The organism is Streptococcus sp. V728, from assembly GCF_052077995.1.
Classification (GTDB): Bacteria; Bacillota; Bacilli; order Lactobacillales; family Streptococcaceae; genus Streptococcus; species Streptococcus infantis_B.
The window spans coordinates 257,551-281,428 of sequence record NZ_JBQJJH010000004.1 but is presented as its reverse complement, the minus strand read 5'-3'; the positions used below and the strand labels follow the sequence as shown (position 1 = coordinate 281,428).

The following is a 23,878-nucleotide window of genomic DNA, read 5'->3' as shown; positions in this document are numbered from 1 at the left end:
CTCTATTAACGGTTTTTAAAGAATGGTGGTGTTTCCAACTCATCTTCGTCAGAAGCTGGTGCTTCAAAACGCTCAACTGGAGATACGACTGATTCACCTTGACGAACAATTGAATCACGTCTCAAGTCCCAGTTACCAAAAGCTGATGCTTTAGGCGCTTCAGTGTGACGTTGTGAAGGAGTTGGAAGTTCAGCTGTTTCTGCCAAATCAAAATGACGGTCATAAGTGTGTGTATGTCCAGATTTTACTGGTTCACGGAATGACGCTTGTCTTGGTTGTGGCGCTACAACTTTTTCGACTGCATCTTGACGAACTCCAGTTGCAACAACAGTTACACGGATTTCATCTTTCATTGATTCATCAATAGAAGTACCGAGCCAGATGTTTACACCGTGTCCAGCAGCTTGGTTAACTATTTCTGAAGCTTCTTCAGCTTCAATCAAGGTCATATCCAAACCACCAGTTACGTTAACGATAACGTCTTCTGCTCCATCGATTGTTGTTTCAAGGAGTGGTGAGTAGATAGCTTTACGAGCCGCTTCAATAACACGCTCTTCTCCACTACCGATACCGATACCCATGAGGGCATTCCCTTTGTTTGCCATTACTGTCTTCACGTCTGCAAAGTCCAAGTTGATCAAACCAGGATTTGTAATCAAATCTGTAATCCCTTGAACACCTTGGCGAAGAACGTTATCTGCTTCAGACAAAGCTTCAAGAAGTGGAGTTTTCTTATCAACGATTTCTAATAAGTTGTTGTTTGAGATAATCAAAAGAGTATCAACATGTTCGCGAAGTTCGTTAATACCTTCAACTGCGAATTGACCACGTTTACTTCCTTCAAAACCGAATGGACGTGTTACCACACCAACAGTCAAAGCGCCTAAACCTTTAGCGATACGAGCGATAACTGGTGCAGCACCTGTACCAGAACCACCACCCATACCAGCAGTGATGAAGACCATATCTGCACCACTGATTGCTTCAGTGATTACTTCTTCGCTTTCTTCAGCAGCCTTGCGACCAACTTCAGGTTGTCCTCCAGCACCAAGTCCACGAGTTAATTTAGGGCCAAGCTGGATAACTGTTTCAGCTTTTGTACTGCTCAAAGCTTGTACATCTGTGTTGGCTGCGATGAACTCAACACCTGAAACGCCTTCGTCAACCATGCGGTTAATGGCGTTCCCTCCGCCACCACCGACACCAATTACTTTAATTACTGCACCTTGTGCTGCTGCTGTATCAAATGAAAATGTCATATTTTATTCCTCTATCCTATTCATCAAACATGCTTCCGATCAAACTACGGAATCGTTCAGTCAATTTCGGCTTTTCTTCTGATTGATTTGGAGTTGTTGAGTCAGTCGAATAAGTTGATTCAGCTGATTCAGTTGAAGTTGTTCCAAATACTGAACGTTGAGAAGTTGCAGGTTTTTCCTGGCTTGGAGTTCTGAAGTCAATTGGTTGTTGACGCAAAACTTGATCTCCTCTGATAGCTCGTTGAGCCAAAACATTCACTTCTGTAAGACTTCCAGCGTATTCAGACAGACTAATCACATGGGCAAATGCTGGATTGCGGATACCTACTTGGTTTGGTACGTATAGTTTCACACGCACTCCAAGCACTTCTTGGGCAAGCTCAACAACACCTGGTAGAATAGCATTTCCACCAATCAGAGCAATACCGCCCGGCAAGTCTAGCAAATGTCTTCTTTCCAAATCTTGTTTAATTTGTTCAAAGATGTGTTTCAATCTAGCTGAAATGATTTGAGACAAGTACTCTTCAGTAACCTCAACAGGTTCTACTTCCCCAATAACTTCAACTTGGAAAGTCTCTTTGCTTGCAAGTTGCGGGTAAGCTTCACCATAGTTAAGTTTCAAGCCTTCTGCGATCTTCTTAGAAGTTTTAAGAACTTTTGAAATGTCTTTTGTGACGTAATCGCCACCTTCTTGGTAAACATTTGTGTATTGAAGCTCTTGGTTACGGATGGTTGCAACACTTGTTTGGCCACCACCCATATCGATAACAGTCGCTCCAAATTCACGTTCACCTTCATTCAGAACAGATTGAACAATAGCAAGTGGTGAAATAATCACGTTATCAACTTGAACACCAACACGTTCAACAGTCTTACGAAGGTTGTGCAAAATAGTTCTAGGACCTGTGTAGAGTAGCCCACGCATTTCCAAACGAACACCCATCATACCACGTGGGTCACGAATACCTTGGAAACCATCTACTACAAATTCTTCTGGCACAAACGTAATCACTTCACGATCAGGTGTCATGCTCTTTGTCAAAGCAGATTTAACAACATTTTCAACGTCTTGATCTGTAATTTCTTTTGTGTCTGACGTTACAGGAATCATTCCTTGAGTTGGTTCAACCTGCAACAAGTTCGCTGGAAGTCCAACGTTTACAGACTTGATTGAAATCCCTGCTTTTTCTTCTGCTTGAGAAATAGCAGATTTGATAGCCGTCGCTGCGGCTTCAATGTCAACGATAATTCCATCCTTGACACCTTTACTTTTGGCGTTGCTAACACCGATTACATTTACTTCACCATCTACAAGCTCAGCAACTAACACTTTAATTGAGCTCGTTCCAATATCTAAGCCTGTAAAGAAACCATTTCTAGTCATTACATTGCGTCCTCTCTATCTTCCAAGTTTCACACTTTGATTTTTTTAACAGCTACAAGAAGGCATAGCTATTCACAGAATATTATATCACAAAAATCTGATTCGTGGCCATTTTTTTATGATTTTATCGAAGGTTTTTCATTAAATTTATTTTAATATTCCATTACAAGTGCTAAATTTTATATTTTTTGTCAAAAAATAGTGTAAAACTATTAAAAATACTGAAAATTATTCTGAAAATCAACTGTTTTCCCATAGAAATTTTATCCAAATTCATTCATGAATCATTCATTTTTGTAATAGGAATTGATGTTTAAGTCCTTTGTAAAAAAACTGTATATTATGTTCGATTTTTTTAATAAAAAAGAGGTCGTTACTGACCTCTTATTTCGATAATTTATTTAGAGCATTAGTGAGGAAAAAGCCATCCCGTATTTTTTTACCAATATATTTAGTTTTTTCAACCAAGTCTTGGTAATCCTCATCTGAAAGATAATCAATTGTTGCCTTCAAGTCATGAAGCGACTCTACTGCAATCCCACATCCATTCTCAAGAACAAAGCGAGACAAGGCTGACTGTTTCCAAACAACAAGTGGGAAGCCTGATGCCAAGTAAAGGGAAGCCTTATGAGAGTTGTTATAGCGAAGATACTCCCCAAAAACACCACTACACGTCTGAGCACTGTCACCATCCCAAACAAGTCCAAAACCACCTTCTAGAGCTGCAGGAAGCTCATCAGGCAGGAAGGAGCCAAAATAGGTCTCGTTGGCAAGGGCTCTTTTCTCATCAAAGCCGACACCATAGAGATTGTAGGCCGGTCTAGCAGGCAATTGATACAGGTAACCTGCTTTTTCTTGGGCTAAATTCCCTGCTACAATGATTGGTTGACCCTTTGATAGACCATCTTTCTCTTGGTAATTCGGAATGAGGTAGTCAAAAATTTCTAAACTAACTAGTTTGTGATCTGGGATCCCCTTCTCCACCAATACTGATTTCATAATCGGATTATGAGCAATCACTCCATCAGCTACCTTCAATAGACTTGATTCTTGAAGATGAACTCGAATCTTATGTTTCAAAGGTACTGTATCCAGATTAGCATAGCGCAAAGCTTCCAAATCATGGATAATAAAATAGACTTGTACCCCTCTTCGCTGGATTTTTCTTACCAACCGAGTGGTGAAAAAACTATGATGGAGCATGGGGAATTGAATTAATAATTGATCCCCTGATTTCAACTGAGAAAAAGCTTGAGCTAGAGCTTTTGCCTTGTGTCGTTGGGCTTTAACGGTTCCCATTTGATACCAATCCTCAACTGTTAACAACAAGGGTTGATAGCCTTCTCGTTTGACAATCTCCTCGACATCATTTCTGGCCTTATTTCCAGCGTTTCGAGCACCAGAATCTTTTAAAAACTCTTCTTTTAGAAAATACTTCATGAATCACTATTTCTTTCAATCAAATTCATTTGCTACGACTTCAAGAGCACGCTCAATAACCACATGCATGTCGTAGTATTTGTAATCTGCTAGCCGTCCGCAGAAGATAACCTTGTCATCCTTATCAGCTTCTTCTTGATACTTAGCAAACATAGCGTTGTTCTTTTCATCGTTGATTGGGTAGTAGGGTTCATCTCCACGTTTCCAATCAGCTGGGTATTCACGTGTGATAACTGTCTTAGGTTGGGTACCATACTCGAAATGCTTATGCTCAATGATCCGTGTATAAGGAATTTCACGCTCTGTGTAGTTGATTACGGCATTTCCTTGATGGTTTTCCTCATCCAAGATTTCATGTTCAAAACGAAGACTACGATATTCCAATTCCCCATGTTTGTAATCAAAGTACTGGTCAATCATCCCTGTAAAGACAACTTTTTCAGCTGAAGCTTCCAGCTCTTCACGATTGGCAAAGAAATCAACGCCAAGTTCTACTTCTACATCGCCCAACATATTTTCAATGATGACGTTGTAACCACCGATTGGAATTCCTTGGTAACGGTCATTAAAGTAGTTGTTATCAAAGGTCAAACGAACTGGTAGACGTTTGATAATAAATGGTGGAAGATCTGTAGCAGAACGGCCCCATTGTTTTTCGGTATAGCCCTTAATCAACTTTTCATAGATATCTGGGCCAATCAACTTGATAGCTTGTTCTTCCAAGTTCTTAGGCTCAACGTCTTTCATGTCAGCTGTCTGCTCAGCAATCTTATCCTTGACTTCTTGAGGAGTCTTGGTTCCCCACATAGCATAAAAAGTATTCATGTTGAAGGGAAGATTGTAAAGATTGCCCTTGTAGTTAGCTACTGGTGAGTTGATATAGTTGTTAAATTCAGCGAACTGGTTGACATAGTCCCATACTTTTTTGTTGGACGTATGGAAAATGTGGGCACCGTACTTGTGAACGTTGATACCTTCAATATTTTCACAGTAGATATTACCACCGATGTGATCCCGCTTGTCAATCACTTTTACTTTTTTACCACGTTTCGTTGCTTCGTGTGCGAAGATTGCCCCAGACAAACCTGCACCAACAATTAAATAATCATACATTTTAAAACTCCGTTAATGAATTCTACAATTTCTTATCAATGCTGACTCAGAGTCAACATTTCCCTAGAAGGCCACATATCGTCTATCATACCTATCTAAAAATTAATGCTGAAGCTAGGTTATATTTAATGTAACACTATCATTTGATTCTTTTTCGCTAAAGGTATTTGTTGTAAATAGTAAAAACATGAATATATTATATGTAGGAACAAACCAGAAGGCTTCAATCATACAGTTAAAAGCAATCAATGATAAAATCGCAACTAATAAATATTGACCATCCTTATACTGTTTCCTTGAGGCGACAACATAAATTATTAGTAATAGTACTACAGGCACTATTCCATATGTAAACAACATCTGCACATATGAAGAATCAACATAGTTATACCCTATTACAGATTCTGTTTTACCACCCGAACCTATAAATTGAACGTTTCTTGTCCCAAATAGATGCACTCCAAACGTATCAAATGCATTCCTACCTAGAGCTAGCCTTCCGGTAATTAATTTATTTATCGATACCAAAAATGGATTAGACCATGAAAACTTGTATGAAAAATAGGTAACAACTGATGCGAATACAACAGCCGAATAAGGTAGCAAGGCAAATATTTTTATTTTTTTCCCATTGCTGTAATAAAAATAAATGAAAATAACTGTCGCTAACAAAATTGACAAAGCATTTAAACGTGCATCACAGTATTTTATAATGAAAGCTGATAGCAAGACTCCAAACAAGGATCTGGTCCAAATAAATTTATCTTTTAGAAGATATGAAATTGCCAAAAATAGATAGAAGCAATGCGATGCAAAGTCCGTAGGATAGATAAAACCAAATGAATTTCGAATAACTCCCGCACGATTATATTGCAGGTTAGGAATCATGCCAATCAGCGATAAAAGAAAAACACCAACTACGAGAATACCAGCTACAACTACATAGTTCCTCAAAACTACTTTCATATCTACATTAACCAAGAGGACTAGTAGCATCGAATAGACTAGAAAATTAAGTCTGTTCGTTTGAAAATACACTAATCCCCCCGAAAGCAACAATAGAATAGAAAGTATTAGATATTTGTATGAGACCCGCATCTTATACAAAAAACGAAGTCCTAAAAGCAATACAACTATAAATAGGAAATTTACTTTAACTTGAAAAAAAGTCCTATCCAGCATTGTAGTTGATATGGTATTAAAAAACACCACTACAGATACAACAATGCTGACTAGTAGGTTTTCAAATTTAATTTTTATCATATTTTTTGAAAAAGAATCATATTGAGTGAACTATAAGAAATATCAAATTGACTGAAAAAATATTATCTCTTAAATCTTCTAGTTCACATATATTCTTCTATCCTCCCTTTCCTAACTCTTTAATCAACCAAAGCGAAATTAATTCTATACAAGAGTTCATTATTACAACAAGACTATAAGTTAGCAAAATTTCTTATTTTTTCTGCATTACTTCACTTATTCGATAACTGCTGTTTTAACTCTTTTGGACTAATTACTTTTAAGAATAGTATTTGAGAAATGTAAAGTATCGCTCCTATTGTAGCAAATACCATAACATTTATAACAGGCGTAAAATTCACTGTAGTTTTTACAACGAATAGTACACCGTACATAAGAGCTGATGCTCCTATAATTTTAAAAGTCGAAGCTAGAAGAGGCACTTCCTTTAAATAGTTTCTTGTAAAATACAGTTGAATAGCCCATACTAAGGCTTCTGTTAATACAGAAACAATGGCTGCTCCGATATAACCTAATTTAGGTAGTAATAATAAATTTAAACCGACACTCACAATAGCTGGAATAGTTGTCGAAATCATAAATTCTTTATTTTTATTATGTGGAATCAAGATTTGAATACCCATAATATTTGTCCAGCCAATAAAGAACATTCTAAAAATCATAATTGCTATCGCATATTTAGCATCTTGGAAATCCTGTCCTAAGAAAAATTGCACGAAATCATCATTAACAATTAACATTCCTGCTATTATAGGAAAAATGACTAAATTGTATATTAAGAAAGACATCTGATGCATTTTGTTTACAGCCTTGTGATCTCCAGTTGATAGGAGATTGGCAACACGAGGAAGCATTACGCTTCCTAACGAAGTCACTAGTGTAAGCAAAATATTGACCAATTTTAAGGCTTGGTCATAAATTCCGACATCTTTAGTTGAGGCTAATGCCCCTAGCATAGTACGATCCAAAGTAACATATAGCGAAATAGCTATTTGCGGCAAAAACAAGAGAACAACTGGTTTCAAGTGTTGTTTAGCATAGGACCAATCAAAATGTGGTTTCCCGATAAATTCTCTATCTGGCAACCACATACTAAACTGCCCCAATAATTCAAATATTGTTAGCAAAAACACATAAAGATATAAATCATTTGCTGATTTTACAAATAAGAAGATTGAAATGACACCGACCAGTTTAACAGTAATATTTCTAACTGTTATCTTGCGAAAATCCTCTAACCCTTGAAATAACCAGGAGATATCCATCCCTTTAGATACCAGACTCAAGCCCAAAATATATGCAACGGGATTTTGCATAAATGACAAGGACAGACATAAGAGAATGTATAAGCATATCGACAGAATGGTCGCACCAAACTGCAAGGTGTATATGCCCCAAAAGTTTTTTCTGATATCTTTACGATGGCCTGAAATTTCTTTTGTACCATAATTGGCCACGCCCAATGTCGCCAATAAAATAAAGTAGGTTACAATTGAATTGAAATAACCATAAGTCCCTAAATCAGTTGAACTAAATACCCTAGTTACATAAGGTGTTGTTATAATAGGAAGAATTATCACTAGTAGCTGGTAAGAGAGATTATATGCATAATTTTTTAAAACCTTCATTCTTACCTAACTCATCTTCTCTCTAATTTTTTCATACAGTTTTGGAGAAACCAAAAGCATCAAGTATTTCACTTTATTTTTCCTTGTAACATTTGAATTCAGAATAACATCTTTGAAATATTGAATGTATTCTTTTCTAATTTTATTAACTTCAGCATACATATCTGAACTAAGCATAGCATGTACAATATGCAGACCATTAAAGACGTAGCGGACGTTTAAAGCTCTTCTCATTTCCTTATCATTAGGATAGTCTCGTTCGATATAACTTCTATTCCATTCCATAGCCTTGTAAAAATCTAAGAGACGATCACTATACTTAGAATTTACAATACTTCCTGGTCTTCGATAGTATTTATAAAGATTAATGTCTCCTACCGCAATGTGTTTACAAGAAGCAATATGCTCGTAAGCTATTGCTAAGTCTTCGTAAAGCATTCCTTTAGGATAAGGGAAACGTGACAGAATCGTCTTCTTATAAAGTTTCCCACCCGAATGAGTCCCTACACGATTTCCATAGAACATCTCTTTTAAGGCTGTATAGCGATCTAATTTTTCAGAAGATTTCTCCGTTAAAGAGCCAGAGAAATCTTTCGATTCATAATCTCGAACTTCAATTACTGGAGTTGCTACTAGTTCAACTCCGTATTTATCTCTAAGTCCTACTAAATATTCTACAGTTCTTTTATCGTAATAATCATCTGAATCAACAAAGATAATCCAATCAGTTGAGGCTTCTTTAACTCCTGTATTTCGAGCATTAGATATTCCTCCATTTTCAATATGGAGTACTCGTACACGCTCATCTTCTTGAGCATGTTGATCACAGATTTCTCCAGAAGCATCTGTCGAACCATCGTCTACCAGTATAATTTCTATATTTTTATAAGTCTGTTGTCTTAAACTGTCTACACAATAACTTAAACAATCTTCGACATTGTATACTGGTACAACAATAGAAACCTTATCCATTATGCCTATCCTTCCAAAATGATATCGACGATTCTTTCACAAGCTTTTCCATCTCCATAAGGATTGCTTGCCTTACTCATCTTGTTGTATTCCTCTTCATTTTCCAAAAGAAGCTTAAAATTCCTATAAATATTTTCTTCTTCTGTTCCAACTAATTTCAAAGTTCCTGCCGCAATCCCTTCAGGACGTTCTGTGGTATCACGCATGACTAAAACTGGTTTCCCTAAGGATGGAGCTTCTTCTTGAACTCCACCAGAATCTGTTAAAATCATATAGCTTTGGTTCATAAAATTATGGAAATCAATGACCTCTAAAGGTTCAATAATTTTCATGCGTTCATTTTCACCAAATACTTTACTTGCCAACTCTCGAACCTTAGGGTTTTTATGAATTGGGTAAACAACCTTAACATCTTCAAATTCATTTAAAATACGGTTAACGGCATTAAACATATGCTCCATTGGTTGCCCAAGATTTTCACGTCTGTGAGCTGTCAGCATAATTAACTTACTGTCCTTAGCCCACTCTAAAATTGGGTGGTCGTAATTATCCTGAACAGTTGTCTTTAAAGCATCAATAACGGTATTCCCTGTTACAAAGATATTTTCTCTTCCCTCTTTTAGAAGATTTTCCTTTGCAACTTCTGTCGGCGCAAAATGATAATCTGCAATAATGGAAGTGGTTTGGCGGTTGAACTCTTCAGGGAACGGACTTTGAAGATTATAAGTTCGCAAACCTGCTTCTACATGCCCAACCTTGATACCCAAATAAAACGCAGCTAAAGCCGTAGCAAAAGTCGTAGTTGTATCCCCGTGAACAAGAACGATATCTGGTTTTTCTTGCTCTAAAACTGTTTGAATCTTATCAAGAATACTAGTCGTGATTGTAAATAGAGTTTGGTTCGCTTTCATAATTCCTAAATCATAATCAGGAACTACTTCAAAAACATCCAAAACTTGTTCAAGCATTTCTTTGTGTTGGCCAGTTACACAGACAATAGTCTTAATTGAATCATTTTTCTTCAACTCATTTACTAATGGACACATTTTGATTGCTTCTGGACGTGTCCCAAAAACCAACATTACTTTTTTCATTTCGGTTCTCCCTGTATCTCTCTATACAACGCTCGATAATTTTCTAAAAACATAGGATAACTAAATTTTTCGTCATAGGTTTTTTTGGCTTGGAAAGCTAGACTATTTCTTAATGCTACATCTGTTGCTAATTTGTCTATAGCACCAGCTAGGGCAATCGGATCTTTTACTGGGACTAAGATTCCATTTTCATTTGTAACAACTTCGTTTAATCCCGGTATATCCGTGGCAACTAAGGTTTTGCTATTCATAAATGCCTCAATGGCAACTAAGCCAAATCCTTCAAATACTGAAGGCAAAACACAAAAATCAAAACTGTTGATACATTCCACGATATCCTTACGATATCCTAAAAATATTACCGAATCTTGAAGATGAAGCTCTTTAACCTTATTCTCAAGTTCATTTCTAAGCTCACCATCACCAACGATAAACAATCGAATATCCTTTACCGTAAGTAAAGACATAGCTTCAATAAGATATATCAAACCCTTCTGTTCAGATAATCTTGCAATACACCCTATTTTAATCCCACTATAACTGATAATCTCATCGACTTGGTCATCCGTTTCTTTGAAGACGACTCCATTATAAATAACCCTACTATCCGTAATGCCTACGTCCTCTTTTAAGTTTTTATTTACAGCTTCTCCCACAGCTATACTTTTTGCATTTTTTAAAGCAAATCTATATAGGGGTAATTTATCTTTGAAGACATTGTGGGCAGTATAAACGTGTATTAATTTTGAATTAAAAAGCTTTAGTAATCGGATATAAAAAGCAGCCATCCGGTGATGAGTGTGGACTATAGTAATCTCATTATTTTTGATAATCTGGTGAATAGAATATAGAAGCTTTAATACTGTCAGTGGATTTTTACTATCGATATCTAAAATTTTATGATGTTGAATCCCTTGAGTAGCAAGCTCACTCTCCCAAAGTCCACCAGTAGATGCGATATGAACCTGATCAAATTCATCCTTAAGATCTGTCGCCAACTGGTAGACAATCCGTTCCGCACCACCGATATCCATGGTACGTGAAATATGTAAAATATTATTTTTTCGACTTCCGTTTTTCATCTAAAACTCGCTTAATAAAAGTGACATTCCCTACGAAATACCGTTTGAAGAGGCGTTTCGGCTCATTCGCCACGCGGAACAACCACTCAAGATGTGCATTTTGCATCCAGAGAGGAGCTCGTTGGATATGACCAGACAGGACATCAAAACTACCTCCAACTCCCATAAATACCGAATTTACACCATGATCCATGAACTTTTGGATAATGTATTCTTTCTTAGGAGAGGTAATCCCGACAAAAACAAAATCCGGATTTTTTGCTCGAATATCTTCTTGAATGCCATATTCATCTTCTTCAGAAAAATAACCATTACGATGTCCAAGGACTCGTAAATTTGGATAATCTTTCTTAAAGATTTCCAACATATCTATTAAAACTTCTTCCTTGGCACCAAAAAAATAAACCGAATATGACTTTTCATTGGCTAAATGGAGCAACTTTTGCATCAAATCAATCCCAGCAACTCTCTCAGGAACTTGATAACCCAAAAAGCGGGAAGCTAGAACAACTGAAGATCCATCTGCATTAATGATCTCAGAATCGTTCACTATCTTTTTAATCGATTCATCTGTCTGACATTGATTAATTTTGTCTGCGTTCACCCCCATTAGATGGAGTGGGCGTTGCTCAAGAACAAATTTTTCAACAGCTTGGACAGTTTCGTCCATTGTTAAGGGGTCAATTCTGACCCCCATTAAATCAAAACTATTCAATTTAATCTCCCCACGTAGACTCAAAATGACCCTTCCGTTCAGCTTCTTTTGGTAGTTGCATGTAATCACCATATATTTTTGTCAAATATTCATCAGGATTTGCATGACAACTTATTTGTAAATTTTCAAATTCTAGTAATTGTGGTTCCCCGAACACTTCTTTTCTTGCGAGTTCTCGCTCTCGGTAGGAACCCAAGACATTTCCGACTATGGTACTAGTTTCGTAATCATATTGTTTAATGATACTTTGTAATTTTTTGTTAATTTTTGAAGTGTTTAAGAGCTTATTTAATTTAAAGATTTTTGAAATTTTCACAATTGCATTTTCGAACGAACCCCTATCTCTCTCATGCAATCGATCGATGACAGAAATTTTAGACAAGGCACGATAAAGTTTGATTTTATTTGTATGCAACCAGTAGTGAAAACCATCTTCTGGATAACCATCTAAGGGAAAGATATCAATAAAAGGACTACACCATTCATTACCAAATTGAATTTGGACTGAAGTATCCATAATCGAAGTATTACCTAGATTATCATCGTGAAGTCTTAAAATAACACTTTCAGGAAGTTCTTTCTCACAGATTGATAAGAATTTTTCATAATCTTTTCTGGGCATTCCTAAATCCATATCGTCGTCCCACGGGATAAAACCCTTATGACGAATAGCACCGAGTAACGTCCCACCCAAGGCGTAATAACGCAGATCATGTTTTTTACAAAGATCGATATAACTTTCTAAAAGAGTTAACTCTCCTAATTGAATCTCTCTCACTTTATTCATAGAATCACTTTGCTCCATCTCTCATCAAAACTACTTTTATTGTTTTTAATAAAATTTCGAAGTCTTTCCAAATTGTCCAATCATCGATATAGGCCACATCTAGTTTGACAACATCATCAAAATTGGTAATTCCACTGCGACCACTAATTTGCCACAAGCCAGTAATTCCTGGTTTGAAACTCAAACGACGTTTTTGTTCAGGTGTATACTTTTCATACTCATCCACTGTTGGAGGGCGAGTTCCTACTAGGCTCATATCACCAATCAACACATTCCAAAACTGGGGCAATTCATCCAAACTTGTCTTTCGAATAAAGTGTCCTATTTTGGTAACGCGAGGGTCATTGTCCATCTTAAACATCCCACCCTGCATAGTATTTTGGTCCATCAATTGCTGCTTGATTTCTTCTGCGTCTACCCTCATGGAACGGAATTTATAAAATGTGAAATAGCGACCATTTTTACCAACTCGGGTTTGAGAGAAGATTGCTGGTCCACCATCTTTTCGAATCATTGGCACAAGGAATATACTTACAAGACCACAGATAAGCAACCCCACAATAGCGCCTAAAATATCAATAATACGTTTAGCAATTATGTGGCTTGGTTTGTATAGATTTGTAGAAAAAGTTACTACATTTAAACCGGCCATCTCATGGATTTGTTTGTTTCTACCTAAATTTTTATCAAAAGCATTTAGATTAACTGTAACATCAATACCCATCGTTTCAAATTGAGAAATAATGCTACCAATGTCATAATCCTCACTTGGCAAATTCACGAAAACCTCATCCACTACTTCGTGAGTTGCATAATGAATGAGATGTTCATGTGGAACAATCGTAACTTTATTATGTTTAAAATTTGGATCATCTAAGACACTTACTGCTACAAGCTTTCCAAAAACATCATTAGAAGTCAAGAGACGATCAATTACTTTCTCAGTACGTGTTGCCGCAGTTATCAAAAGAATTTTACGACTTCCTTTTAAATTATGGTTAAATTGTACCCAATATTTTTTTATAACAAAGCTGAGAATGTAATTGAAAATCCCATATAATGAAAGGAAGTAAATCATTCCTCTTCTCGAAATCACAAATTGGTCTTTTAAAAAGAAACTAGAGAAACTAATTAACAAAGCAAAAAAGATAATGTATTTTATTGTCTCTATCAATTCGACCGATTGACTTCGTTTGAAAAAATCCTTCCCATAACTACTGATGTAGAAGGCAGCAAAGTGAAGAAAATAAAGGACAAAAACAGTTTTTGCAACAATCTTTGTTTCTGTTACAGAAATTAGTATATAAGCTAATACACTAACCAGTATACTCTGCAAAAACGCTAGAGTTACCTTATAGAAACCCCTTCCTTCCATATATTTACTCCCTAAACTTATTTTTGACCGTAAGCACCATAGCTCCCATAACCACCATATGTGCCATACTTTTCAAGATGAATATCGAACTTATTTAGAATAACACCAAGGAATGGTGTCCCAGTTTGTTCTAATTGGGTCTTAGCTTTTTGAACTTCTCTACGTTTAGTTGCAGAAGCCTCTGTCACTAAAATAGAAGCATCACATTTTTGCGCAATAATCGCTGCATCAATTACAACTCCGATAGGAGCTGTATCTACAATAATATAATCAAAATACTTGCGTAGTGTTTCTATCATGACTTCAAATTTCTCACTTTGAAGAAGTGCTGTTGGATTCGGAGAAATAGCCCCAGATTGGATAACAAATAGATTTTCCACATTTGTCTCACACAACCCTTGTGATAAGTCCTTTGTCCCAGACAAGTAATCTGTTAAACCAGTGATTTTTTCTCGCGACATGAAGACACCAGACATAACAGAATTTCGAATATCGGCATCAACAAGGAGGGTTTTATAACCAGCACGCGCAAAAGACCATGCAATATTAGTTGAAGTCGTTGATTTTCCTTCTCCAGGTCTAACCGAAGAAATAGCAATAACCTTTAACTTATCTCCACTCAATTGTATATTAGTACGCAAAGCATTATAATATTCTTCTGCTTTTTTTACGAATGCTTGGCGTTTTTCTGATAATTCTAACTTTGCCATATTTTCTCCCTTACTTTAATTTCTCTAAATTTGGAATAACTCCCAAAAGCGAAATATGCATTACTTCTTCAATATCTTCTGGACGTTTCACACGGTCATCCAATAGTTCAACCAATAGAGCTAATAGAATGACAATACTTGCTCCTATACCAACACCAAAGATTGTATTGCGACGAATATTTGGAGAGGATGGTGATATGGCAGGACGAGCTTCCTCCAATGTAGTTACATCAGATACTTTCGTTACAGAGATGATTTTTTGAGCGGCCACTTCTCTAAGAGCATTTGCTATTCGACTAGCTTCTTCAGGATTCCCATCTCTTACTGAAATTGACACTATACGAGTATCTGCTGGGACCGTTACTTGAACTTTTTTAGCGAGGGATTTTGCATCAAAACTCAACCCTTGGTCAGCTACTACTTTTTCTAATACATCTTGAGATAGAATAATTTCTCGGTAGTCTTTTACCAAGTATGAACCAGCTTGCAAATCTTGATTAGTCAGACCAGGTTTATCTCCTTGGTTACGATTGACCACATAGATACGTGTGGTACTTGTAAATTGAGGTTTAACTACAAATGAACTATATCCAAAAGCAAGCGCACCTGTGACAATTGCTGCCAACGCTATTATCAATTTGCGTTTCCATAAAACTTTTAGCATTTGCACTACATCAATTTCGATTTTATCTTTGTCTTTCATCGTTTCTCCTATATAATTTCATCTTTTATAATTTTTGAAGGATTTGTTTCAAAAAGCTCTTGAGCTTGTTCTTTGCCATATTTTCTACTTATCAAATCATAAGCTTCTCTCATATGAGGTCGTCTATCATCCAAATTATGCATATCACTCGCAACAACATGAACTAAATCTCTATCTAAAAAATAGCGAGCACGTTTCTTCATAAACTTATAAGTATCCCCAAATAGTTTCGGTTTTAGAACACTTGAACTGTTTATTTGCGTATAGCATCCCATATTGATGAGCTCTCTCACTCTTTTTTCATCATTTTCCAAAGCGTGATAACGTTCAATATGAGCAATCACAGGCGTTACACCTAACATGAGAACTTTTGACAAGGCACTATGAATCTCTCGATAAGGTGTATTCATACTAAATTCAATTAAAGCATAGCGTGTGTCATTTAGTTTCGGGATAATATGATTTTCTAATTTATCTAGAATGTCGCTAGTAAAATATATCTCAGCACCATATAAAACTGTTAAGTCAGGAGCTATCTCCTTGGCTAGTTCCTGAACGATCTTAAAATTAGTAGCAATTTTATCTTCTGGTGTCTCAAACATTCCCTTTCGTCGATGAGAAGTTGAAACGATAGTCCGAGCACCTTGTGCATAAGCTTCTTTTAGCAACGCTCGACTATCTTCTATACTTTTTGGTCCATCATCGACATCAAAAACTATATGTGAATGGATGTCAATCATCTTATTTTCCTTCCATGGTATCTTTTATTGCAGTCTTGATTGTCTCCAAACTCGTTGGATCAATTTCTAACATGTAAAGGTTGCTATCTGGCATAGCATATGACGGAAGATCCATACGTCCGGTTCCTTTTAAATCTTGATTTGTAACGGTATATTTTCCTCCGCTTGCCAATTGAGCATTGACCAGACTAACCATTGTTTCTGGCGGCATATTGGTTTGAACCGAATCTTGTAAACTTTGAATAATACTATCAAAGTTTTTCAAAGCTTCAGTTGAAGTTAATTTTTGAATAATAGCTGTAATGACTTTTTGTTGGTTGCGGCCACGATCTCCATCACCATTTGCCAATGAATAGCGTTCACGAACAAATCCTAAAGCCTGTTCAGAGTCCAGATGGACGTTCCCTACAGGGAAGTGATATTTACCGTGTAGTGAAGTAAACTCTTGATCATTATAGACATCGACGCCTCCTAGAAGGTCAATCAATTTCAAGAACGAAGTAAAATTAAGACGAGCATAATAATTCAAGTCAATATCATAAAGGTTTTCCAAAGTATGAATAGAAGCATCAACACCATAAATACCTGCATGCGTCAACTTATCATTTTGGTTATTCCCTCCATCTGCTATCGGAACATAAGCATCTCGAGGAGTTGTCGTCAAAAGAATCTTTTTAGTATCTTGATTGACTGTCATGATGATATTAACGTCTGAACGCGAAACAGAACTGATAGGACCATAGGTATCAATCCCACTAATGTAGACATTGAAGGAGTTTCCTGTAGCTACCTTAGGCGCTTCCACTTTCTTGGTCAAATCCTTGGTATAGATTTTCTTAATCTTTTTAGCGTGGTCAGGATATTCCTGCTCAATCAGATTTTCAAAAACGCTATTTAAGACAATCGCTTTGGTTTTACCATCTAACAAACTCTTATAAGCTGCCAGGTATGAAGAGCTCTCTTCTACTGTCAACTCTTTACTTTGAGTTAGCTTAATGTCATCCATCAATCTTTGAATATTCTCAGCATCAGTCCCCGTTGGAGCAGTTACACTTGAAAGTTCTGAAACATTATTAATCTCACTATCTGCTAGCACCGCCACACTCATCGAATAACTCGAATAATTAGAAGTGGCATTAAATTGATTTGCAAGACTAACAAACTGTTGTACTGCTACTAACGCAACAGAGTTTAGTAACACTGCTAAGATAAGCATAATCAATGTAAGTATTTTAGCTTTTTTCTTTAAAATCAAAACCAAAGCCAACAATCCTACAAGTACGAGGACTCCCGAGAGAATGATATTTACAAAGTGAATGGCTAAAATCTGATATCTAAAAATTAGAAACAATAAAAAACAAGCAAGAACTACATAGATAACTAACAAACCTGCGTTCAAGCTCTGCTGAATTTGACTAGATTTACTTTTTTTTAATCGTCTGGTACTCACGGAACACCTCTACAATATATTTTAATTCAATTATATCACAAACTATACCTCAAGGCTAACTACTTATACCAAGGAAACGCTTACTTTTGAATATGTATTTATTTTATGCATTTTTATTATTGTTTTTGTTAGTTTTTGCGTTTTTTAAAAACAATCAAAATAAAAATAGAGCTTTTGTAAGCTCTATTTTTTGTTATTTAACGTGGCTTTCAAATTCTTTTTGACTCTTTTCGACAGAATTTTTACGTTCCTGTTCCCATTTAGCCTTGGCTTCAGCAAATTGAGAGCTTGTAACGACATCTGTCTGCAATCTCATGTACTTGTAGTTACTTCCAGTTCCTTTGATACCAACTAGTGAGTAAGCACGTGTAAATGGTGTCACACGTGTCACCGAAGCACCACCACCATTTGATACAACTGGGATTAGAAGGGAACTATCAATTAACCAAGCTTGTGCATCTGCATAGTTTTCATAGCGTTTCGCTACGTCTGTATTTTCTGCATCTGCTGTTTTTAATTTTTGAGTATATTGGTCCAAACCTAGACTAGTAATCTTGTTTGCATCCTTGCTTGGATCAAGTCCCAAAATTTTGAGATAGAAACCGTCCTCAGAGTTGAAAGGATTGAGGTAAGTTGAAGGGTCTTGATAGTCAGCTGACCATCCATCCAAATTCAAATCATAGTCATGATCTGCTGGAGTTGGCGCTTGAGCTGTTGCATTTGTATAATCATCTGTCGATAATTGGATAACATCAACCACTACATTTTCAGAACCAAGCGTTGATTCAATCGATTGCTTGATGGAGTTTGTTCCTGAAAGCAAAGTCTTGTTAACTTGGTCTACAGGCAAATCCAAATGAATTGGGAAGCTCACACCTTGAGCTTCTAATTCTTTTTTAGCTTCTGCAAACTTAGCTTGTGCTTTTTCTTCGTTGAAATAACCATCTTGAGCATCTTCAAGATTCATATTTGACCATTGTGTACCATAGTTCACCAATTTAGAAGCAACTGTTTCACCAAAAGTCTTGTCTCCAACTTGTACAAAAGTCGGTGGCACAAGTGTGTTACGAAGAGTGTTCTTAGCTGCTTCTTCACCGTTTGATTGGGCTGAATAAGCTGTACGATCAATGGCGAAGTTGATTGCCTGACGGAAGTTTTTATTCAAAACTGCAGCTTGAGTTGCTTGTTTTTGTTCATCGCTTGTTTTTGCAGTGTGGTTATAAGCACCGCGGTTGACGTTAAAGTTATAGTACCAAGATGTCGCATCTTGCAAACTATAAACGATATTGTCCTTGTATTTTTCCTTTGTCTTAGCAAAGTTTGAACTATTTGGATAAACACCTGCAGATGAGTATGCGCCACTTTCAAAGTTTCGGATCGTCAAGTCTTGGTCTGAGCCATCAAAGTAGGCCAATTTTACCTTTTCAATCGTTACCTTTTCTTGGTCATAGTAATGTGGGTTTTTCACATACTCGATAGAAGACTTAGATGTAAAATCTTTTAACAAATATGGTCCACTATAAAGAATACTATCTGGTTTCAGAGTTCCGAAGTCTTTTCCTTTAGAAGCAAGGAATTCTTCGTTTACAGGGAACAAGATACTGTTAGTTGTCTTAGAGTTCCAGAATGGCTCTGGACGAGTCAAAGTATACTCAACTGTGTAATCGTCTATAGCTTTTACACCAACATTTGAAAAGTCCGTATTAGCACCTGTTACATAATCATCCAAACCCTTGATAGAGTTTTGAATCAAATCCAGAGCTTGACCCTTGTTATCAGCAGCGTACTTGATACCAGTTACAAAGTCTTGAGCTTTAACAGGAGCATACTCTTCTCCATCTGAAGTATACCACTTAGCATCTTCACGGAGTTTGTAGGTATAAGTTAAACCGTCTTTAGAAACACTCCACTCTTTTGCAAGGGATGGAATGAGGTTCCCGTAGTTATCATTTTCAAGCAAACCATCTACCAAGTTGGTTACAATAGCAGTGTTATCACCAGCGTAATCCAAGAGATAGTTAAAGGTTGTCGGATCTGCACCAAAGGTAGACGAGTATGTCTTGCCGTCTGATGCTGACTGGCCACAGGCTGTCAATAGAACCGTAGCAGCAAGCGTCAACCCCACTCCAATCAAATGTTTTTTAAGCTTCATGTTTCATTTCTCCTTGTATGTTAGGTTTTATGACATATAATTATATTATCAAATTTTAGCCTAAAAGTAAAGTTATATACTATTCGACCTCTTATTTGCAATCGAAAAAAAGAAAGAAATCCTGCTAAAAACAAGATTTCTTTATGGATAGTCAAAAATTATTTAACGTGATTGGCTAGCTCTTTTTGGTATTTGGCATTTGTTTCGATTTTTTCTTTTTGCCATTTCTTGAGAGCTTCTTCGTATTCTTTAGCAGTTACAATATCATTTTGCAATTCTAAGCCTTTGAATACAAATGGATCTCCCTTGATACCAACTTGAGAGTATGCTTTTGTGAATGGCACTGTACGGCTAACTGTCGGAGAACCACCTGAAGAAGCTACAGGGATAAGAAGTGAGCTATCTGATACCCAAGCTTGTGCTTTGGCATATTTTTCATAGCGTTTGTTAAGATCACTTGTTTCTGATGCTGCATCATCCAAAAGTTTCTTATACTCATCAAGTCCAACTTGAGCCATGACTTCTGGATCTTTACCTTTTGTAATACCCAAGTGTTTAAGAGCAGAACCCTTCTTAGCATCTAAGATATTGAGGTAGGTTGCTGGGTCTTGATAGTCCGGCCCCCATCCAGTTCCATTCAAGTCATAGTCTTTTTGAGAAGGCACTTTGGCTTGAGATGTGATACTAATTTTCTCATTGTCAGTCATTTGAAGTACATCGATAACAACATTTTCACTTCCAAGCGCTGCTTCGACAGACTGTTTGAGAGAGTTGGTTTGTTGCACAGCAATAACATCTGTCTGTTCAACTGGAATATCCAAATGAATTGGGAAGGTTACACCTTTGGCTTGCAATTCTGTTTTTGCTTTTTCAAAGGCAGCCTTTGCTTTTGTTGGATTGTAAAGAGTATCCTTACCATCTGTCAAAGCAACATCTTTCCATTGATCTCCGTATGTTACCAATTGTTCTTGCGCCAATTCACCGAAGGTCTTTTCACCAACCTGTACATAGTCATAAGGCACAAGGCTAGTACGGATAATCTTGTCTGCACCTTCTTCACCATTCATCTGTGCAGAGTAGGCATGACGGTCTAGAGCAAAGTTGATAGCTTGACGGAAGTTTTTATTGAGAAGGGCTTCTTTAGTTGAAGTTTTTTGTGCTTCATCTGTCTTGGCTGTTTTATTATAAGACTGACGATTTACGTTGAAAGTAAAGTAATAGCTTGTCGCTTCTTGAGGACTATAAACAATCTTATCGCCGTATTCTTTCTTAGTTGAGTCAAAACTTGAACTAGTTGGGAAGAGGCGAGCTGTTGTATAGGAACCTGATGCAAAGCTACGGATCAATGATTCTTGGTCAGAACCGTCGTAGAAAGTCAATTTGACGTGGTCAATCTTAACATTGTCCTTGTCCCAGTAGTTTGGATTCTTTTCGTACTCAATCACTGATTTTGAAGTGAAGTTCTTCAAAATATATGGACCGTTGTAGAGAATACCTGAAGGAGCTGCTGCTCCGTAATCCTTCCCTTGAGAATTTAGGAATTCTTCATTAACTGGGAGCATAGTCGCTGTTGTTACCTTAGAATTCCAGAAGCTTTCTGGCTGGTTTAAGGTGTATTGAACAGTGTAGTCGTCAATTGCTTTAACTCCAACTGTTGAGAAGTCATTGCTTTCACCACTGACGTATTCTGCCAAACCTTTGATAGAATCTTGGATAAGAGTTAGACCATCTGACTTACCATCAGCAGCATGCTTCAAACCAGTCACAAAGTCTTGAGCCTTGACCTCAGCGTACTCTTCCCCTTCAGAAGTATACCATTTGACACCTTTACGTAGCTTGTAAGTGTAGGTCAAACCGTCTTGTGAAACCGACCAGTCTTCAGCAAGAGATGGAATCAAGTTTCCGTATTTGTCATTTTCCAAGAGTCCGTCGACCAAGTTAGCGATGACGTCTGATGTTGAACTTTTACTTGTAACGCTATAATCCAATGTTGATGGATCGATGGCATATACGTATGAAAATGTTGTTGGAGCGTCTGCTTTTTTCTCAGTCTTGCCACAAGCTGCCAAAAGAAGAGCTGCACTCATCGTTATCCCTGCTACTGCGAGCAACTTTTTCGATTTCATCGGTATTCTCCTTTAAAATACTATTTTTCACCATTATACCCTATTTTTTTATAAAAGCAAGGGTTTTCATGCAATTTTTTAGAAAATTCAAAATAATATTTTTTAAAGAAATTCCTACACTTATTTTAGAAAAAACTCAAGCATCTTAGATACTTGAGTTTCTGGTTTTAATCAGCTAGTTCGACACAGAAGGCATCCCATGGAGCCAAGGTCTGTGTAGCTAAAACTTTTTCTACTGAGGTATTTTCAATCAAGTTAGACTTAACTGACTCTTCTACTGCAAACTCTTGCTTTTGGTTGGACAAATTGGCCACAACTAGGAAACGACGGTCTCCATCCTTACGGATATAAGCAAAGACTTTTTCAGCCGTATCAAGAAGTTCAAAGTCAGCACGAATCAACCAGCTATTTTCCTTACGAATTTCTACCAGTTTTTGATAAGTGTAAAAGATTGATTCTGGATTTGCTAAAGCTTCTTCTACATTTATCTTCGCATAGTTTGGATTGACAGCAAGCCAAGGTTGACCATCTGAGAAACCAGCATTTTTTGTCTCATCCCACTGCATGGGGGTACGGGCGTTGTCACGCCCAATCACGCGAATGCTATCCATGATTGCTTCCATTGGAACACCTTTTTCAAGAGCTTCACGCGCATAGTTGAGGGATTCAATATCCTCTACTTGATCCAAGCTTTCAAACGGGAAATTGGTCATCCCGATTTCTTCCCCTTGGTAGATATAAGGCGTCCCTCTCATGAGATGAAGCAAGATGGCATACGCTTTGGCAGATTTTTCACGGTAGTCTTGGTCATTTCCCCAGATAGAGACAATACGAGGGAGGTCATGATTGTTCCAGAAAAGTGAATTCCAGCCATCTTCAACTCCCAACTCTGTCTGCCATTTGTTGAAAATCTCTTTTAATTTCCCAACATTTAGCTCTTTTTGGTACTGCCACTTAGGTTGCCCTTCCTGATACTGAAGACAGATATGTTCAAACTGGAAGACCATAGACAGTTCTTGTCCTTTAGGATCTGAATAGAGTTTAGCGATCTCTGGTGTTGCTCCCCAAGTTTCCCCTACTGTCAAGAGATCTTTATCGCCGAAAGTAGCTTGATTCATTTCCTTGAGATAAGGGTGCAACATGGGACCATTATTTACAACTTTCTCATCCGGAATCTTTCCGATCATATCGATTACGTCCATACGGAAACCACCGATTCCCCTATCAATCCAGAAGTTCATCATCTCATAGATTTTTTGTCGGAGTTCTTCATTTTCCCAGTTGAGGTCTGGCTGCTTCTTACTGAAAAAGTGGAGATAGTATTGACCAGACTTTTCGTCATATTGCCAGGCAGAACCACTAAAAATAGACTCAAGTTCGTTAGGTTCATCCCGCCAGATATAGTAGTCTCGCTCAGGACTATCAGGATTTTCACAAGCTTCGATAAACCAAGCGTGCTCATCTGATGTATGATTGACCACCAAATCCATAATGATTCGGATATCTCGTTTTTTAGCCTCAGCAATCAGCTCATCCATATCTTCCATGGTTCCAAAGATAGCCGCAATATCTTGATAATTGGCAATATCATAACCATTATCGTCCATAGGACTGTCATAAACAGGAGAAAGCCAGATTGCTGTAATCCCTAGTTTAGCTAGATAGTCAAGCTTACTAGTAATCCCAGGCAAATCACCAATCCCATCTCCATTGCTATCCTTAAAACTTTTTGGATAAACTTGATAGACGACTGCGTTATGCCACCATTTTTCTTGCATCTTTTTTCCTCTTTTAATATTCACTTTATTCCATCATAGACTTTTTATCATTTTTATGCAAGCGTTTGCTTTGTCTTTTTTTCTTACTTTTGTGACTCTCTAGTTTC

Annotated in this window: 19 protein-coding genes and 1 pseudogene; all 20 read right to left on the bottom strand. The window is 37.1% G+C overall.

The annotated features are described in order from the left end of the window. Positions 1-5: 5 nt before the first annotated feature. Positions 6-1,259 (bottom strand): cell division protein FtsZ, encoded by a 1,254-nt coding sequence (gene ftsZ / locus ACTO1Y_RS08025; RefSeq protein ID WP_441348871.1) that lies wholly within the window; start codon positions 1,257-1,259, stop codon positions 6-8. A 16-nt stretch (positions 1,260-1,275) separates the two neighbouring features. Further along, positions 1,276-1,476, bottom strand: coding sequence for a cell division protein FtsA C-terminal domain-containing protein (locus ACTO1Y_RS08020; RefSeq protein ID WP_441348881.1), 201 nt, complete (start codon positions 1,474-1,476; stop codon positions 1,276-1,278). Further along, positions 1,452-2,643: pseudogene (gene ftsA / locus ACTO1Y_RS08015) on the bottom strand (cell division protein FtsA); the annotation flags it as partial. The pseudogene ftsA and the gene ACTO1Y_RS08020, both read right to left, overlap by 25 nt. 384 nt (positions 2,644-3,027) lie before the next feature. Next, positions 3,028-4,083 (bottom strand): galactofuranosyltransferase, encoded by a 1,056-nt coding sequence (locus ACTO1Y_RS08010; RefSeq protein WP_441348870.1) that lies wholly within the window; start codon positions 4,081-4,083, stop codon positions 3,028-3,030. Positions 4,084-4,098: 15 nt separating this feature from the next. After that, a complete protein-coding gene (gene glf / locus ACTO1Y_RS08005; protein WP_441348869.1) occupies positions 4,099-5,196 on the bottom strand; it encodes a UDP-galactopyranose mutase in 1,098 nt (365 codons plus the stop codon). Positions 5,197-5,310: 114 nt separating this feature from the next. Continuing rightward, positions 5,311-6,162 (bottom strand): hypothetical protein, encoded by an 852-nt coding sequence (locus ACTO1Y_RS08000; RefSeq protein ID WP_373113789.1) that lies wholly within the window; start codon positions 6,160-6,162, stop codon positions 5,311-5,313. Positions 6,163-6,671: 509 nt separating this feature from the next. Continuing rightward, entirely contained in the window at positions 6,672-8,087 is a 1,416-nt protein-coding gene (locus ACTO1Y_RS07995; RefSeq protein WP_441348868.1) for a flippase, read from the bottom strand. Between the two features lie 6 nt (positions 8,088-8,093). Further along, a complete protein-coding gene (locus ACTO1Y_RS07990; RefSeq protein ID WP_424847648.1) occupies positions 8,094-9,059 on the bottom strand; it encodes a glycosyltransferase family 2 protein in 966 nt (321 codons plus the stop codon). A gap of 5 nt (positions 9,060-9,064) precedes the next feature. After that, positions 9,065-10,153, bottom strand: coding sequence for a non-hydrolyzing UDP-N-acetylglucosamine 2-epimerase (wecB, locus tag ACTO1Y_RS07985; protein WP_441348867.1), 1,089 nt, complete (start codon positions 10,151-10,153; stop codon positions 9,065-9,067). Beyond that, positions 10,150-11,235 carry a glycosyltransferase family 4 protein gene (locus tag ACTO1Y_RS07980; RefSeq protein WP_441348866.1) on the bottom strand — a complete coding sequence of 362 codons (1,086 nt, stop codon included), beginning with the start codon at positions 11,233-11,235 and terminating at the stop codon, positions 10,150-10,152. The genes wecB and ACTO1Y_RS07980 overlap by 4 nt, the downstream gene beginning before the upstream one ends. Further along, complete coding sequence (locus ACTO1Y_RS07975) at positions 11,210-11,932, bottom strand: WecB/TagA/CpsF family glycosyltransferase (protein ID WP_441348865.1); 723 nt, start codon at positions 11,930-11,932, stop codon at positions 11,210-11,212. Before ACTO1Y_RS07975 ends, ACTO1Y_RS07980 begins: the two co-directional genes overlap by 26 nt. Positions 11,933-11,951: 19 nt before the next feature. Next, positions 11,952-12,737: a LicD family protein gene (locus tag ACTO1Y_RS07970; protein ID WP_006149695.1), complete on the bottom strand. Its 786-nt coding sequence runs from the start codon at positions 12,735-12,737 to the stop codon at positions 11,952-11,954. 4 nt (positions 12,738-12,741) lie between these two features. Continuing rightward, complete coding sequence (locus ACTO1Y_RS07965; RefSeq protein ID WP_441348864.1) at positions 12,742-14,112, bottom strand: sugar transferase; 1,371 nt, start codon at positions 14,110-14,112, stop codon at positions 12,742-12,744. Between the two features lie 17 nt (positions 14,113-14,129). After that, positions 14,130-14,822, bottom strand: coding sequence for a tyrosine-protein kinase (locus ACTO1Y_RS07960; RefSeq protein WP_006149710.1), 693 nt, complete (start codon positions 14,820-14,822; stop codon positions 14,130-14,132). Positions 14,823-14,832: 10 nt separating this feature from the next. Then, positions 14,833-15,525 (bottom strand): CspC family polysaccharide chain length determinant protein, encoded by a 693-nt coding sequence (locus tag ACTO1Y_RS07955; RefSeq protein WP_006149720.1) that lies wholly within the window; start codon positions 15,523-15,525, stop codon positions 14,833-14,835. A gap of 8 nt (positions 15,526-15,533) precedes the next feature. Next, positions 15,534-16,265, bottom strand: coding sequence for a capsular polysaccharide biosynthesis protein Cps4B (gene cps4B, locus ACTO1Y_RS07950; protein WP_441348863.1), 732 nt, complete (start codon positions 16,263-16,265; stop codon positions 15,534-15,536). Between the two features lies 1 nt (position 16,266). Continuing rightward, positions 16,267-17,715, bottom strand: a complete 1,449-nt coding sequence (cpsA, locus tag ACTO1Y_RS07945; protein WP_373113793.1) for an LCP family glycopolymer transferase CpsA — start codon at positions 17,713-17,715, stop codon at positions 16,267-16,269. A 193-nt stretch (positions 17,716-17,908) separates the two neighbouring features. Further along, positions 17,909-19,867: a peptide ABC transporter substrate-binding protein gene (locus ACTO1Y_RS07940; protein WP_441348862.1), complete on the bottom strand. Its 1,959-nt coding sequence runs from the start codon at positions 19,865-19,867 to the stop codon at positions 17,909-17,911. A gap of 158 nt (positions 19,868-20,025) precedes the next feature. Beyond that, positions 20,026-21,993: a peptide ABC transporter substrate-binding protein gene (locus ACTO1Y_RS07935; RefSeq protein WP_441348861.1), complete on the bottom strand. Its 1,968-nt coding sequence runs from the start codon at positions 21,991-21,993 to the stop codon at positions 20,026-20,028. Between the two features lie 167 nt (positions 21,994-22,160). Beyond that, on the bottom strand, positions 22,161-23,771 hold the full coding sequence (locus ACTO1Y_RS07930; protein WP_006150027.1) for a glycoside hydrolase family 13 protein: 1,611 nt from the start codon (positions 23,769-23,771) through the stop codon (positions 22,161-22,163). Between the last annotated feature and the right edge of the window lie 107 nt (positions 23,772-23,878).